At 45.9% G+C, this 14,347-nt stretch carries 10 protein-coding genes and 3 riboswitches; of the genes, 4 read left to right on the top strand and 6 right to left on the bottom strand.

Annotated features, from left to right (window positions below):
* Positions 1-71: 71 nt before the first annotated feature.
* The 4 genes from QMG91_RS14125 to QMG91_RS14110 all read right to left on the bottom strand — a co-directional run bounded on the left by QMG91_RS14125 (position 72) and on the right by QMG91_RS14110 (position 8,011).
* A complete protein-coding gene (locus tag QMG91_RS14125) occupies positions 72-2,396 on the bottom strand; it encodes an Ig-like domain-containing protein (protein ID WP_281827219.1) in 2,325 nt (774 codons plus the stop codon).
* Positions 2,397-2,817: 421 nt separating this feature from the next.
* Positions 2,818-4,296 carry a hypothetical protein gene (locus QMG91_RS14120; protein ID WP_022549807.1) on the bottom strand — a complete coding sequence of 493 codons (1,479 nt, stop codon included), beginning with the start codon at positions 4,294-4,296 and terminating at the stop codon, positions 2,818-2,820.
* A gap of 119 nt (positions 4,297-4,415) precedes the next feature.
* A riboswitch (cyclic di-GMP riboswitch) is annotated at positions 4,416-4,494 on the bottom strand.
* A gap of 168 nt (positions 4,495-4,662) precedes the next feature.
* Positions 4,663-6,177 carry a hypothetical protein gene (locus QMG91_RS14115; RefSeq protein WP_281827216.1) on the bottom strand — a complete coding sequence of 505 codons (1,515 nt, stop codon included), beginning with the start codon at positions 6,175-6,177 and terminating at the stop codon, positions 4,663-4,665.
* Positions 6,178-6,215: 38 nt separating this feature from the next.
* A riboswitch (cyclic di-GMP riboswitch) is annotated at positions 6,216-6,312 on the bottom strand.
* 196 nt (positions 6,313-6,508) lie between these two features.
* Positions 6,509-8,011, bottom strand: coding sequence for a hypothetical protein (locus tag QMG91_RS14110; protein ID WP_071211813.1), 1,503 nt, complete (start codon positions 8,009-8,011; stop codon positions 6,509-6,511).
* Positions 8,012-8,066: 55 nt separating this feature from the next.
* A riboswitch (cyclic di-GMP riboswitch) is annotated at positions 8,067-8,159 on the bottom strand.
* 403 nt (positions 8,160-8,562) lie between these two features.
* On the opposite strand from QMG91_RS14110, the gene QMG91_RS14105 reads away from it, so the two are divergent.
* A complete protein-coding gene (locus QMG91_RS14105) occupies positions 8,563-9,447 on the top strand; it encodes an HAD family hydrolase (protein ID WP_281827213.1) in 885 nt (294 codons plus the stop codon).
* Positions 9,448-9,644: 197 nt separating this feature from the next.
* Complete coding sequence (fusA, locus tag QMG91_RS14100) at positions 9,645-11,732, top strand: elongation factor G (RefSeq protein ID WP_022549811.1); 2,088 nt, start codon at positions 9,645-9,647, stop codon at positions 11,730-11,732.
* Between the two features lie 81 nt (positions 11,733-11,813).
* On the opposite strand, the gene QMG91_RS14095 is transcribed toward fusA, so the two are convergent.
* Positions 11,814-12,347 (bottom strand): dihydrofolate reductase family protein, encoded by a 534-nt coding sequence (locus tag QMG91_RS14095; protein ID WP_022600185.1) that lies wholly within the window; start codon positions 12,345-12,347, stop codon positions 11,814-11,816.
* Between the two features lie 86 nt (positions 12,348-12,433).
* On the opposite strand from QMG91_RS14095, the gene QMG91_RS14090 reads away from it, so the two are divergent.
* On the top strand, positions 12,434-12,985 hold the full coding sequence (locus QMG91_RS14090) for a TetR/AcrR family transcriptional regulator (protein WP_281827209.1): 552 nt from the start codon (positions 12,434-12,436) through the stop codon (positions 12,983-12,985).
* A 22-nt stretch (positions 12,986-13,007) separates the two neighbouring features.
* Here QMG91_RS14090 and QMG91_RS14085 read toward each other — a convergent pair whose 3' ends face one another.
* A complete protein-coding gene (locus QMG91_RS14085; protein ID WP_022549814.1) occupies positions 13,008-13,964 on the bottom strand; it encodes a LysR substrate-binding domain-containing protein in 957 nt (318 codons plus the stop codon).
* Positions 13,965-14,061: 97 nt separating this feature from the next.
* Here QMG91_RS14085 and QMG91_RS14080 point away from each other — a divergent pair, with 97 nt between their 5' ends.
* The gene (locus tag QMG91_RS14080; RefSeq protein ID WP_375342724.1) at positions 14,062-14,271 is read left to right on the top strand and encodes a DUF1127 domain-containing protein; all 210 of its coding nucleotides are present in this window, start codon (positions 14,062-14,064) and stop codon (positions 14,269-14,271) included.
* Positions 14,272-14,347: the final 76 nt, after the last annotated feature.

Here is a 14,347-nt window from a genome sequence, read left to right as displayed (position 1 = left end):
CTAATAACGAAATCCCGTATTTGTTTTGGTCAACGACAAATCTTAGGCAATCGACGGATGTAGCTGTCGATTTACTGCGAGCTTATCGTTCCGCTGACTGTCGCGACGTCAGTTTCCGTGCCATCGGAAACCGTGTAGGTGAAGCTGTAATTTTCACCGTACGCTTCCAGCTCCAATTTATGGTCGTGTCGAACGTAAACCAATCCAGCACCATTAGCCCATGTCTGCCAGCCGGGCTGCATATCAATCCCGTTTATTTGCGTAATCTGTAACGTGTCTCCATTTGGGTCGCTATCGTTATCAAGAACCGGGATAGTGATTCTGGCACCGTAGGCTACATTGTGGTTTGGGTCATCGACGGCGTTCGGAGCTGTGGCGGGGTAAATGGTACCGCTGACCGTTGCAACGTCAGTTTGAGTCCCATCCGATATGGTGTAAGTGAAACTGTAATCCTCGCCGTAAGCTTCCAGCGCCAGTGTCTGGTCGTGCAGGAAGTAAACCAGTCCGGCACCGTTTGCCCAAGTTGCCCATCCCGGCTGCATGTCAATTCCGTTGATTTGTGTGATTCGCGTCTCTGGTGTGGTTGTATCGTTGCTTAATACAGGAATGGTAATGGTCTGCCCGTAGGTCACATTGTTGTTGGGATCATCCTGAGCATCAATGGCACTCTGAGCGGAAATGAACCCATTCCCTCTGCCGACGTCGGCGTTCGATAAATCGACAAAAGAGTTGTCCGCAAACTGGATTCTTTCAACGTCTCTACCGCGTATAGACTGACCTGAACCCGAGATGGTGAACTCAATAGCGTCACCTGTAATCGAATAGCTCGAAGGGTTAGCAGATAAAAACAAGGTATCGAAGCCTCGTCCTCCATCAACCCGCCCCTGACTGGTTCTAATTTCATCGTTGCCATCATTTCCGTATATGTCATTCGCACCGCCTCCGCCACGAATGTCGTCATCTCCGGAGCCACCGTAAAGTCGGTCGTTCCCGTTCAATCCAGAAATCACATCATTACCACTGCCTCCAAAAATACTGTCATCGTGATTGGAGCCCGTGACGGTGTCGTTTCCATCATGGGTCAGCATGACAAAACCGCTAAAGATTCCGCTGTATGCCCCCCAGTGAGAGGCGTCTAACACGCTTTTATCACGCTCGCTAATGATGTTGTGGTAGTAGAAAGTCCGATTGTTGGAGATATAGTCCATCAGCCAGCCTGCGGGCTTAGAAGTGAAGGAGCCGTTTTTCTTGTGGAACAGCCCAAATGATTTCTCTGCGTGACTCACATCCCCATTCGGTTTATTGCTGTCGTAAGCGCTGAACTGGGCATTGTATTCAAACGTGTGGCTATCCAGAACATGGTGAGCAATCACTCCCTTCAGATGCTCGTTCCCCCAGCTATCGAGCACGCCAAATGCCTCTGCAAACCAACGTGCCTGGTCAAGCTCGCCATCGGGACCCGCATTCCTGTAACCCAGATAAGAGGGCACACCGAATTCGGTAATCCAGAGGTCGGTCTGATCGAATCCGTTTTCCAGCATAATTCGTTGCACATTATAAAGAGCCCCCTGAAAACTGTAGTGATAATTCCAGCTTGCGACGTGAGCACCTGCCTCGGGGACATCAACCCATACGGTCGGGCGACCAGATTCCGGGCTGGTAAAAGTGCGAATGTAGGTTGTATAGGGGTGGATAGAAATGCCGTCTACGCTCGTTCCCAATTCGTTAAGTTTTTGTGAAAGTGTACTGAGGTATGTATTGAGGTAGGGGACATCGTTGTGGGCAATGCCTCCTCCTATTACATTCACCTCATAGCCTAGTTGCAGGGCATCAATGGCTTTGGCGGTATAAGCTAAGTAATTGGCGTAATGGGCGGCATTTGCCAGTGAAACGGCATAGTATCTGTGTGTATTACTATCGGTCACAACATACCCTCCATCCTCCGCCTGAAAGCCCATGTTGGGTTCATTGCCGACTTCCCAGCCAGCGATGGTGTCCCGGTATTGCGGCAGGTTTTGGTAAACTTCGTTCACATAGATGGCATACCGGTTCGCCAGTTCGGGAATGTTATTTACGTTCGGGGCATCTGCGTTGGTTCCTCCATTACGAATCAGGTCAACGGGAGTTTGCCCGGGTTGTAAAATCACCTTGATTCCCCGGCTTTGCGCTTGCTGCAGATAAACTTCTATCCGATCCAATACCCATTGGGGCACGCCGGTTGGTGTCGTCCAAGTCAGATCCAGAGGAATACGAAGCACGTCGCTTCCTGCTAAGCTCGACATGTGAATAAGCTCTTGCACCTCTACTCCCTGATGTGCGGGCGCAATATGAACACCATTCACTTCATAATCTTTGTGAAGCACCTGTAAACCGAGTGCAATAGAAAAAATATCCATAATCCTAGTCCTGTTCTGAATTCCCAATGGCTGGCAATCAAGCCTTACAAAGGGAGAGTTCATGATTATGCGGGTAGCTAATAAACAAATTTCTAACGGTGTAACTTGGGACTGCTTAAGTTAAGTTTTTAAAAAGGTTGATTGTGAAATGTCGTGTTAGCATTGATTTCTTTCGCGCGAAGCAAGCTAGCGAATACACACATTCGATAGGTTTTGGAATCATTCACTAACACAGCTAATTTGCTCTTAGAGCGAAATCAGAGTAGCGCACCTGAATTTATAAAAATCGCTAATATGCATCGTGTCTCAAAGTCGTGGAGTGGATCTCCTTAATAAGAAATTTCACGTCGCTTAGGTAAGACCCAATAAAAAACGCCACTGGTTATCCAGTGGCGTTTGCTTTGCGTTTTTCCCGATTGAATTAGTTGAGCGTCAGTGCACGAATGTCGTAGCCATCGCTGTTTTCATCGTATCCAGCCTGAGTGGTCGGAATGATGTGTGTGCGGTCTTCAAACTGGAAGGCAAGCAGAAAACAACTCTGATATTTAGCATCATTGAACGTCTGGTCAATTTTACCCTGAGTGATCAGAAGGTTGTCGGTTCGCTCAGTGCCCAGCGTTACCCAGCTAGTTTCACGAGTCCCGTTGGCTGCTAAGCAGTTGAGTTTCGCGTGCACGTAACCTTGCTCGGCATAACGTTCGTAGTCCCAGTTGTTCGAGGTAAATTCTTCCAACCTGACGCGTTTATTGTATATAGGGCAAGCCGATAGCTGACCGTTGTTCGACATATTGAATGTTGATACGCCCCCTTTCCCTACGGAATAGAAATCCGAAGTGCTGAGAACATTCTGTGGGTCATAACGCCAAGGTTCGCTGGCAATGCGCTCACCCGCTTCATTAACCACAAAGTTACCCAATTGAGAATCAATGTTCAGGTTACAGCTGATCTCTGAAGGTACACCAGTGGAGCCTCCATTCAGACAATCTTGCAAAGCTGCGCTGCCCGGTGGGTAGAGAAGCTCACACTGCTGTTTGTTTGGGTTTTGCTCTGTCAGGAACACTTTGACGTCTTTTAGCAGCATGCCGTAAGAGTCTGGCAACCCTTTGTCACGAAAGACCAGCGGTGTGTAAAAACGATCTGCGGTGAAATGAACCACGGCTTTGTTAAAGCCTTTTATCAGGTTGGAATCGTTAAGCTGAATAGGGAACTGCAAACGGTGGCCGCTTACTCCGACACCACCGTGATCATTGACTTTAGCACTGGTGATGTTTGCGTTAAGGTGAGTGACCAGATCTCGGTGATAATTGTTAGCCTGAGAAGTCGGCGTGTAAGCGCGGCGTTGGTATTTGAACACCAGACGATATTTTGCCCCCGGTACGGTTGGCACAAAGGTGCGGATGTTCACCGCAGATTGGTTGTTGCTGAAGTCCAGTGGGTAGTAGGTGCCACCTACGTTGAGCCTACGGTTTTGAGGGCAGTGACTGGTGTCTGAATCCAGCTCTGCCAGAAAGCCGCCGCCTTTGTATTGCTGACCATAGGTTTTCGATCTTCCTACTTCTAGCTGAGCTTCACAGTGATTGTTTATCCTTCTGCGTACCTCTTCTTCCCCGATGGTGCTTTCCAGATACTGGTATTCCGACTGACCAAGTACATGACGCATGGTGCGCTTTGTCCAGCGTGGTTCAAACAACAATGTCCGACCCGATGTGTATGCAGCAGGGTTATCGGGCGTAAGCTGAGGACCCGATGGCGTGAAGTCGACCAACCCCCAGGTTCCGTGCTCTAGCTGGTTATGGTAGGTATTAAACAGCTGGGTGTATTTATCTAATGTATCTGCGGTGACTGGTAAAGCTAAGACGGAAGAGACCAATCCTAAGCTGACCAATGTTTTTTTTATCATGACTCTATTCCTTGTGTTTCAAACTGAAAACACTCAGCAATGCAGCCTGCCTGATTGGACTGTTGATGTTTCCATTGAGCGTTAACGCGACTTATTGTGAAAAATCAACACAGCTGAATAACTTAAACTCAGCGACCACTGCCATCAGGCACTGTCATTTTGCGCCCTGACTTTACAGCCAGTTTGCCCTTAGAGCGAAGTCAGGTTAGCGCACCTAAAATCAGAAAAATCGCTAATATACTCGGTGTCTTAAAGTCGTAGAGTCGTTCTCCTTAATAAGAAATATGTCGTCGCTTAGGTAAGACCCAATAAAAAACGCCACTGGAATTCCAGTGGCGCTTTAGGCAGTTGTTTTTTAAAACAGGATTAGTTGATCTTCATTGCACGAATGTCGAAACCGTCGCTGTTTGCATCGTATCCCGCCTGAGATGAAGGAATCAGGTGAGTACGGTCAACAAAGCGTACTTCTGTCAGTAGACAGTTGTCGTAAGCTGAGTCGTTAAACAGTTTGTCGATCTTCTTGTTAGTGATCAGGTAGTTGTTTTCCAGTTCGGTTTCAACCACTTCCCAACGGCTTGCGCGGATACCATTCTCAACACAAGACAGTTTCACTTTGATCAGACCTTGCTCTGCGTAACGCTCGTAATCCCAGTTGTTTGCTGTGTACTCATCCAGAGTCAGACGCTTGTCTTTGATCGGACAACCTGCAAACTTACCGTTATTCGCTAGCTTGAATGTGATGATACCTTCACGACCAACACCGTAGAAATTCTTATGATGAAGAATGTTGGCAGGGTCGTAGCGCCAAGGTTCAGCAGTCAGACGGAAACCAGCATTATCAACCACAACGTTGCCTAGTGACTCATCCACTTCAAGGTTACAGCTGATTTCTTCTGGCGCAGGCTCACCACCGTTCAGACAGTTAAGCAACTCTGGGCTGCCAGCTGGGAATAGCAGTTCACACTGTTCTTTGTTCGGGTTCACTTTTGTGACGTGAGTACGTACTTTGTTCACCAGAATACCGTAAGAATCAGGCAGACCTTTATCCGCTAGAGCAACGGCAGTGTGGAAACGGTCCGCTTTGAATTTGATGCGTGCAACGTAGAAACCGTGGCTGTCGCGATGTGCAGACGGAGCGGCTGGCAAGCTAACACGATGACCATCAAAGCTGGCGTTTGAACCACCATCCAGTTTCGCAGAAAGAATGTCACCACGAACCCATACAGCCAGGTCACGGTATACATTGCTTGCGTTGTTGTGGTAGTTACGTTTTGTGTAACGGATTTCTACTTCGTACTCAGACCCAGGTGTTGTTGGGATGAAAGTACGTAGGTTAACAGTAGACGCATTGTTTTGTGGGTAAGACAATCCGTAACGTTTACCACCAACGTAAATCGCTGGGTTGTGTTTCTTACAATGGTAAGTGTCTGAGTCTAGCTCAGTCAGGTAGTGTTTCTTCTGTTCCCACCATGGAAGCGGGCTGCCGAAGTTGTATGTTTTGTGTTTGCCCACTTCTGCGCGAGCTTCACAAACGTTGTCCACCAAGCGGCGGATCTCATCAACACCAATGCTGTTACGTAGCTCATCAAACTGGCTGGCACCAAGCATCTTTCTTAATGTGTTCCAAGTCCAACGAACTTCGAACAAGATTTTTTGACTGCTTGTTGTATACGCCGCTTTGTTACTTGGCGAGAGAGTTTGGTTTGGAGAAAGGTCGACAGTCGCCCAGTAGTGACCTACCTGATTTGAATAGCTTTTGAAGTCTTGAACGTATTCTTCAGGTTGTAATTGATTGTTGTCGATAACAGAGGCTGGAACAAATGCCTGAGCCTGTGCGGTTGCTAGTGTGACTATACCTGCAACTAAAAATTTCAGTTTCATTACTCTAAATCCTTTGTGTTTTTGTCTCGGTAAAAACACTCAGCAATGCAGCCTACCTAAATTGAACGTCCTAAAGTTAAACTAGGTACTGTCATTTTGCGCCCCCACTTCTCAATGGGTTTGCCCTAAGAGTCGCGGTAGAATACATGATCTTCGTTCAGAAAAAATGCACGATCGTCAGCATTCTCAAATATGCTACTCATATCTTATATAAGAGAGCGCTCATGTATAACAAAGAGGTATATACATCAGGAAAAGGAACTGCATAACTCCGGGGTTGGAGGAGATTGAGTTATGCAGTTCAACCTAAGGTACTCAGACCCTAAGACTTCTAATCTTCGATGCGGACGTTACGAATTTCGTAGCCGTCGCTGTTTGCGTCATATCCAGGTTGGTCTTCTGGAATGGTGTGAGTTCTGTCCACAAAGCGGATAGCACGGAGCAAGCAAGATTGATAGTTGTCGTCGTTAAACACTTTATCGATTTTCTTAGCCGTGATAAGCAGGTTATCAGGGTGATCCGTCTCAAGCGTTTCCCAACGTGCCACGCGTAGGTTGTTCTCATCCAGACACGCCAGTCTTACCTGAACCCATCCTTGTTCCGCGTAACGCTCGTAATCCCAGTTATTGCCTGTGAACTCTTCTAATTTTAGTGTCTTGCCGTAAATAGGACAGCCAGAAAATTGACCATTGTTCGCCAATCTCAAGGTTGAGATTCCAGCCTTACCAACACTGTAGTAGTTTTTCGCGTGGAACAGGTTGTTTGGATCGTAACGCCATGGCTCACTTTCGATTCGGTAACCTTCTCTGTTGACCTTGAAGTTGCCAAGCGTTTCATCAATTTCAAGATTACAGCTCAGGATGCTAGGCGTTTCTTCGCCACCAGAAGTCAGACACTTTTTCAAACCGCCACTGTTTGGTGGGAAGAAAAGTTCACATGTTTCTTTGAACGGATTTTCTTCGGTAACCTCGGTCTGGATTTCGTTAATCAAAAGACCGTAGGAATCTGGGTGACCGCTGTCTGCCAGAGCAACAGGCGTGTAGAAGCGGTTAGCCGTAAAGCTGATGGTTGCAACATTAAATCCGTCTTCCTGGTTTGCATCACTGACTGATGGGTTAGCAGGTAAGCGGACACGTTGCCCAGTAAACGCAATATCACCAAGACCTTCCAACGAAGCTTCTTCCAGCGCACCACGAACCCAGACGTTCATGTTGCGATAAGCTTGGTTTGCGTTGATACCAAAGCGACTGTAGTTGTAGTTACGCTTGTGGTATTTGATGGTCAATGTGTATTTGGAACCTGGAGTTGTTGGTACAAAAGTGCGCATATTCACAGTTGAAGATTTCTGCGGATATGAAAGTGGGTAAACAACGCCATTTACGGTAATTTTTGGATTGTTGCGATTACAGTGATAAATGTCAGAATCCATCTCTGCTACGTAACCACCAACGGAAGGGGCGCCATAGTTGTAAGTACGCTGAGTACCAACTTCTACTCGTGCTTCACATTGCTCATCAATAAGTTCGCGAAGCTTCTGAACGCCAATTTCTTTTCTTAATTTGTTAAATGCGGGCTTACCAAGCATTCGACGCATGGTGTTCCAGGTCCAACGCACTTCAAACAGAAGTTCGTCGCTGGCATTGGTGTAAGCCGCTTTATCTGAAGGAGTGAGGCTAGGCTCACCTGGTGTAAATGTGATAGTACCCCAAGAACCACGATCAGTTTGATCAGCGAAGCCGCTAAAGTTTTGAGTGTACGTTTCCCCGGATACTGCAAACGCAGATACTGTAGTTAAAGCCAGCGTAGTGGCTGTAAAAAGAACTCGTCTAGTCATCACGCTCGTTCCTTGTCTGTTTATTTTAGTGGTGTTGATTTGCTTCAACATCTGCTCTTGTAATGCAGCCTGCCAATAATCCTCTCCAAAAATCAGTGGCACTGTCATTTTGCGTCCCTGCTTTTAAGCAAGTTTGCCTTTTGAGCGTTGAGCAAAAAATAAGCTAACCAGACAAGATCTCCTACATGATAAAAGTGTTAATTGATGAGTTCGCACTCAGTCCAATAGGATGGTTTTTTGGTACTTTACTACGAAGTATTAACTAGGTAATAAAAGTGTCATATATATCTATCTAATTTCCTTGATAAATATTGGGGGAAATATCGGCGGTATCAATTATGAAGTCATTGCAAGCATTACATACTTTTCTTGAACTAAGATTACGTTTACTGGTCAAAAAGTGCCTATTTTTTGTGATCTGCTGCCAAGGAATGGTCGATTTTCGCGTTCTTGATTCATATAAAGACCGTAAATTGAGCAGAATAATTCGCTGAATATTCTAACTTGAAGTAACTTGAAATGAGTTATTGCCATGAAGCAGGGAGTCATCATTGAAACAGCCCAGTTACTGGAAAGAAAACACCGCATTTCCTCAATGTTTAAGCACATTAAATAAATGGACCGATCCAAAGTCCCCTCTTTATTTACCAGTCGAGGAGCGAATTGCTGTGTTTGACCTTGACGGCACGATGTGGTGTGAAAAGCCTTACTTCGCGGAGCTCTTTTTCGTGATAGATAAACTAAAGGAAGCCATAGAGACTGAATTGGATGAGCCGGATAAACAGGTTCTCACTGATGCGGTTGACCGTGCACAGCGCCAGTTTGCGGGTTCAGGGAAAATGTTGTTGGATGCCTTTAACCTTGCTTACCCCGATAGTACCAGCACAGAGATTGAGCAGATGTGCGGGGAGTGGTTGGACACAGCGTTACATACAGAACATGGTCATTCTTATCTGGATATGATTTATCTGCCCGTCAAAGAGTGGATTGATGCACTGCATCAAAACCAATTTGCCTGCTACGTTTGTACAGGCAGCTCTGAAGAATTTGTCAGACCATGGGTTGAAGCGGTGTTTGGGATTCCGGCAGATCGGGTACTGGGCTCTGTTTTGTACAGTACGTCACAGGGGCGTGCCCTAAACTTAAACATCCACGATGAGAAAATTCGCTCCGTTCAGAAACGTTGCCCTGCAGAGCCTGTGATAGTGGTGGGAAATTCAGACGGCGATCTGGAACTGTTGGAGTGGATTTCTGCTAATAATAAAGAGGCACTTTGTTATCTGGTTGACCATGACGACAAAGAGAGGGAATATGTATACCCATTTGGGGCACGTACTCAGGCGTCTTTGGATGAGCTGGGCATGTTCTCTCGTATTTCTATGAAGGAAGACTGGCATATTGTGTTTGCAAATCAATCGCCGCTTACGCGCTCTTGATTTCAATAAATAAGTCCCCATTTAAGGGAATACTAAGGTCAAAGCACCTTCATAAAAATAAATCACTTCTAGCGCTATTTTTTATCTATAAATAGTGTTAAAAAGTTTTTTTTCTTCAAATGCACGCAAGGGTATCAGTCTTGGCTGATTGTGATATACTCTGCGCGCATTTTATATCCTATTAACAGAGTAAGACAATGGCAGATTTATCAAAGTACAGAAACATTGGTATTTTCGCGCACGTTGATGCGGGTAAAACTACCACCACTGAGCGTATACTAAAGCTTACTGGTAAAATCCACAAAACGGGTGAAGTACACGACGGTGAGTCTACAACTGACTTCATGGAGCAAGAAGCTGAGCGTGGTATTACAATCCAGTCTGCAGCTGTAACTTGTGAGTGGAAAGGTCACCGCCTAAACGTGATCGATACTCCGGGACACGTTGACTTTACAGTTGAAGTGTACCGTTCTCTTAAAGTTCTTGACGGTGGTATCGGTGTATTCTGTGGTTCTGGTGGTGTTGAGCCTCAGTCAGAAACTAACTGGCGTTACGCGAACGATTCCGAAGTATCTCGTCTGATCTTCGTAAACAAACTAGACCGTATGGGTGCAGACTTCTTCAACGTTGTTGACCAAGTGAAGAACGTTCTAGGTGCTAACCCACTAGTAATGACTCTGCCTATCGGTCGTGAAGACGATTTCGTTGGTGTTGTAGACGTACTAACTCGTAAAGCTTACGTTTGGGATGACTCTGGTCTTCCAGAAAACTACGAAGTACAAGACGTTCCAGCTGACATGGTTGACGACGTAGAACAGTACCGTGAAGAGCTAGTTGAAACTGCTGTAGAGCAAGACGACGACCTAATGGAAGCTTACATGGAAGGCGAAGAGCCGACTTTGGAGCAACTAAAATCTTGTATCCGTAAAGGTACTCGTGACCTAGCATTCTTCCCAACATTCTGTGGTTCTGCATTTAAGAACAAGGGTGTTCAGCTAGTTCTAGACGCAGTTGTAGATTACCTACCTGCTCCAACAGAAGTTGATCCTCAGCCTCTAACTGATCCAGAAACTGGTGAGCCAACTGGCGACGTAGCAACTGTTGATGCAGACGAGCCACTAAAAGCGCTAGCGTTCAAGATCATGGACGACCGTTTTGGTGCACTAACGTTTATCCGTATCTACTCTGGTCGTCTGAAGAAGGGTGACACTATCCTTAACTCAGCGACTGGTAAGACTGAGCGTATTGGCCGTATGTGTGAAATGCAAGCGGACGAGCGTAACGAGCTTACTGAAGCACAAGCGGGTGACATCATCGCTGTTGTTGGTATGAAGAACGTTCAGACTGGTCACACTCTATGTGATCCTAAGCACGAATGTACGCTTGAAGCGATGATCTTCCCGGAACCAGTAATCTCTATCGCAGTTCAGCCTAAAGATAAAGGCGGCAGCGAGAAGATGGGTATCGCGATTGGTAAGATGGTTGCAGAAGATCCATCATTCCAGGTTGAGACTGATGAAGATTCAGGTGAAACAATCCTAAAAGGTATGGGTGAACTTCACCTAGACATCAAGGTTGATATCCTTAAGCGTACTTACGGTGTAGACCTAATCGTTGGTCAACCTCAGGTTGCTTACCGTGAAACTATCACTCAAGAAATTGAAGATAGCTACACGCACAAGAAGCAGTCTGGTGGTTCTGGTCAGTTCGGTAAGATCGACTACCGCATCAAGCCAGGTGAAACTGGTTCTGGCTTCAAGTTCTCTTCTACAGTAGTAGGTGGTAACGTTCCTAAGGAATTCTGGCCTGCAGTAGAGAAAGGCTTCGAGTCTATGATGGAAAACGGTGTTCTAGCTGGTTACCCAACGCTAGACGTTGAAGTTGAGCTATTCGACGGTGGCTTCCACGCAGTTGACTCATCTGCAATCGCATTTGAAATCGCAGCGAAAGGCGCATTCCGTCAGTCTATGCCAAAAGCTGGCGCTCAACTTCTAGAGCCAATCATGAACGTTGACGTGTTCACTCCAGAAGACAACGTTGGTGACGTAATCGGTGACCTTAACCGTCGTCGTGGTATGATCAAAGACCAACAAGCTGGTACTACTGGCGTACGTATCAAGGCTGAAGTACCTCTATCAGAAATGTTTGGTTACATCGGTCACCTACGTACAATTACTTCTGGTCGTGGTCAGTTCTCTATGGAGTTCGCACACTACTCTGCATGTCCACAAAACGTTGCAGAAGAAGTAATTGCTAAAGCGAAAGAAGAGAAAGAAAACAAGTAATTCTTTTCTAGCTAAGTAATTGAAAGCCCCGCCAATTTGGCGGGGCTTTTGTTTATCTGTGGGATTTATTATAAAAACAGCTTAGCGGTTTCGCTGGTAGTGAACCTGGTTGATTGCGCCCGCAAAGGTTTCGCTTTTTACCAGCTTGAAAGCCTGCTGCGTATTTAAATCACCAAACAAAGGTGCACCGCCACCGAGTAATACAGGTATGGTGGTTATGATCATCTCGTCAATCAAATCTTGCTGTAAAAAGCCCTGAATGGTTGCCCCGCCGTCTATATACAGGTCGTTTAAGCCTTTCTGATTCAATTGTTCAACAATCTCTTTCAACTCTCCATTCACCAAAAACACTTTGTCTTCGTAGCCCTCTGGCACCTTGGTTAATGTATTGCTCAGCACGTAAACAGGCTTGCTGTACGGCCATTCAACTCCAAACCCTAAAACAACATCCAGAGTGTTTCTTCCCATCACCAATGCATCAACTCGCTCCATGATGGCGTTAAAGCCGGTATCAAGGTCATTGGGCACGGGTGCAGCGTGCAACCAATCAAGACCACCTTCTTTGTCTGCGATGTAACCATCAATGCTGGTGGCGATAAAAACAATATTTGCCATGGATGTTGCCCTCGTCTTTGTTGCTTGATTACAGAGAAGGTTTAATTATAATTCTACAGTGTAGAAATAATCCAGAAAAAAATAGAATGGAAAAAGAAGTGAAAAAAAGAGGTCGGCCAAAGAGCAGTCAGCTCAGTAAAGAGCGCATTCTTGATACGGCGAAACAGTTGATGAAAGCGACAGGTGCCATCCCGAGTATTCGCAAGCTTGCTAGTGAGTTAGATGTCGATGCAATGGCAATCTATCATTACTTCAAAAACAAGAATGTTCTTTTAGAGGCAATCACGATTTCGCTGGTGGATGGCATATACGAGCCTCAGGACAACCAAAATTGGACAGAAGAGTTGAAATCCTTGTGCAGGAGCTATGTCTCCTTACTGGACACGTATTCCGGGCTTTTGCAAACATTGCTAACGATGAAATCAACGGGTCCTGCTGAAGTGTTCATCACCCGATTTGAGCGAATTATTCAACCGCTTTCTTTGGATGAAGGAGAGCAACAAGCAGCGTTAGAACTGCTTGTCGATTATCTTCATGGTTTTGCATTAGCACTCAATTGCAATTCAGATCGAGAGCAATTAAACGTTAATCGCCTCGATGGTATTTTGGATTTCTATTGTCGGTCTTTGTCAAAGTAGCTATGAATGAACAACAAGGGACTCAGAACTTCTTTTTCCCGTTCCATTTCAAAGAGTAGTCGGTTTCAATGACGGTTAACCCTTCACGCCCTAAGCCACAAAACTCCTGAACTTGCTGTTGTATCCAGGTGGCAAAGGTCTGGATTTTTTCCCGTCTGAAATAGCCAGAAGGAGCGCACAAGAAATAGTTGAATCTTGGCTTCAAACCGACGTCCCCGATTCTGACCAGTTTGCCTTCTTGCAAGTATCGGTAGGCCAGGCTGTGCTTAACCAGCGCCACCCCCTGCACCGACAGAGCGCCTTCTAAGACAAAATGCGAACCATCGTATTGCAGCGTAGACTTCCCGCCTTCTATACCCAGAGTTTCCTGCCACAACTGCCAGTCCATATCTGGCCACATATCTTCGATTAAGTCTGCTTTGCTTAAATCTTCTATCGAGGTAATTTGATGCTCTTTCTGATAGAGGGGGTGACAGACTGGGTATACGACTTCATCCATCAGCCAGATACTTTCTACGTTTTTGTAGTTGCCAGTGCCATAACGAATACAGAGATCAACACTGGAATCTTGAAAGGTTACCAGTTCGTTTTTGGGCTCAATCAACAAGGCGATTTCTGGGTGCTTTTCGCGAAAATGCCGAATGCGCGGCACCAGCCAGTGCTGCGCAAAGGAAGGGAGCGTTGAAATGGAGAGTCGATTCGGGTCAGGATCCTGGTTTATCTGTCGAATTCCATCCTGTAAATGCGCGAATCCTTTTTGAGCTTGCCTGAATAGCATCTCACCTTCATGAGTTAAGTGTACCTTTCTGTGCTGCCGGATAAAAAGTTCTGTGCCGAGCCAGTCTTCTAGCAACCGGATCTGTTGGCTAACAGCAGCAGCGGTAACAAATAAGCGGTCTGCAGCAGACTTGAAACTGCCTGTTTCTCCAGCAATATAGAAGTAGTAGAGCCCTTGAAGTGGCGGCATTTTTTCTTTCACTTAAGTTTTCCTTAACTCAATGTCAATTTCTATCGTTTGTCTACGCACCTATTTTGATTAATTATTGATCTCGAGCTTAATAACAATCAAGGAGGAAATGATGACGACATCAGCGATTTATTCAGCACGAGTTGCGGTTAAGAAACCGACCAGCTTAGTAAAGAAAGCGTTCTCTTTGATTAAGCGATGGTTTCAAAATTACCGCACTCGCAGGCAACTGGCTGAGATACCAGAACACCTGTTAGACGACGTTGGTATTACGAAAGAACAGGCAAACAAAGAAATTCGTAGACCATTCTGGGATTAACTCCAAGTTAGCGACCTTCCTGTATCCCGTTTTGTTGTCGGCGTAGGAGCTAACAAAACGATCTTAATGTCGCGCA

Origin of the sequence: Vibrio nigripulchritudo (genome assembly GCF_027924785.1) — a bacterium.
In the GTDB taxonomy this organism is placed as follows: domain Bacteria; phylum Pseudomonadota; class Gammaproteobacteria; order Enterobacterales; family Vibrionaceae; genus Vibrio; species Vibrio nigripulchritudo.
This window is presented reverse-complemented; position numbering and strand designations above follow the sequence as displayed.

Excerpts from the sequence above, each read along its gene's own strand:
- QMG91_RS14125 (WP_281827219.1), bottom strand. The coding sequence starts at position 2,396 with ATGGATATTTTTTCTATTGCACTCGGTTTACAGGTGCTTCACAAAGAT.
- QMG91_RS14120 (WP_022549807.1), bottom strand. The coding sequence starts at position 4,296 with ATGATAAAAAAAACATTGGTCAGCTTAGGATTGGTCTCTTCCGTCTTA.
- QMG91_RS14115 (WP_281827216.1), bottom strand. The coding sequence starts at position 6,177 with ATGAAACTGAAATTTTTAGTTGCAGGTATAGTCACACTAGCAACCGCA.
- QMG91_RS14110 (WP_071211813.1), bottom strand. The coding sequence starts at position 8,011 with ATGACTAGACGAGTTCTTTTTACAGCCACTACGCTGGCTTTAACTACA.
- fusA (WP_022549811.1), top strand. The coding sequence starts at position 9,645 with ATGGCAGATTTATCAAAGTACAGAAACATTGGTATTTTCGCGCACGTT.
- QMG91_RS14095 (WP_022600185.1), bottom strand. The coding sequence starts at position 12,347 with ATGGCAAATATTGTTTTTATCGCCACCAGCATTGATGGTTACATCGCA.
- QMG91_RS14090 (WP_281827209.1), top strand. The coding sequence starts at position 12,434 with ATGGAAAAAGAAGTGAAAAAAAGAGGTCGGCCAAAGAGCAGTCAGCTC.
- QMG91_RS14080 (WP_375342724.1), top strand. The coding sequence starts at position 14,062 with ATGATGACGACATCAGCGATTTATTCAGCACGAGTTGCGGTTAAGAAA.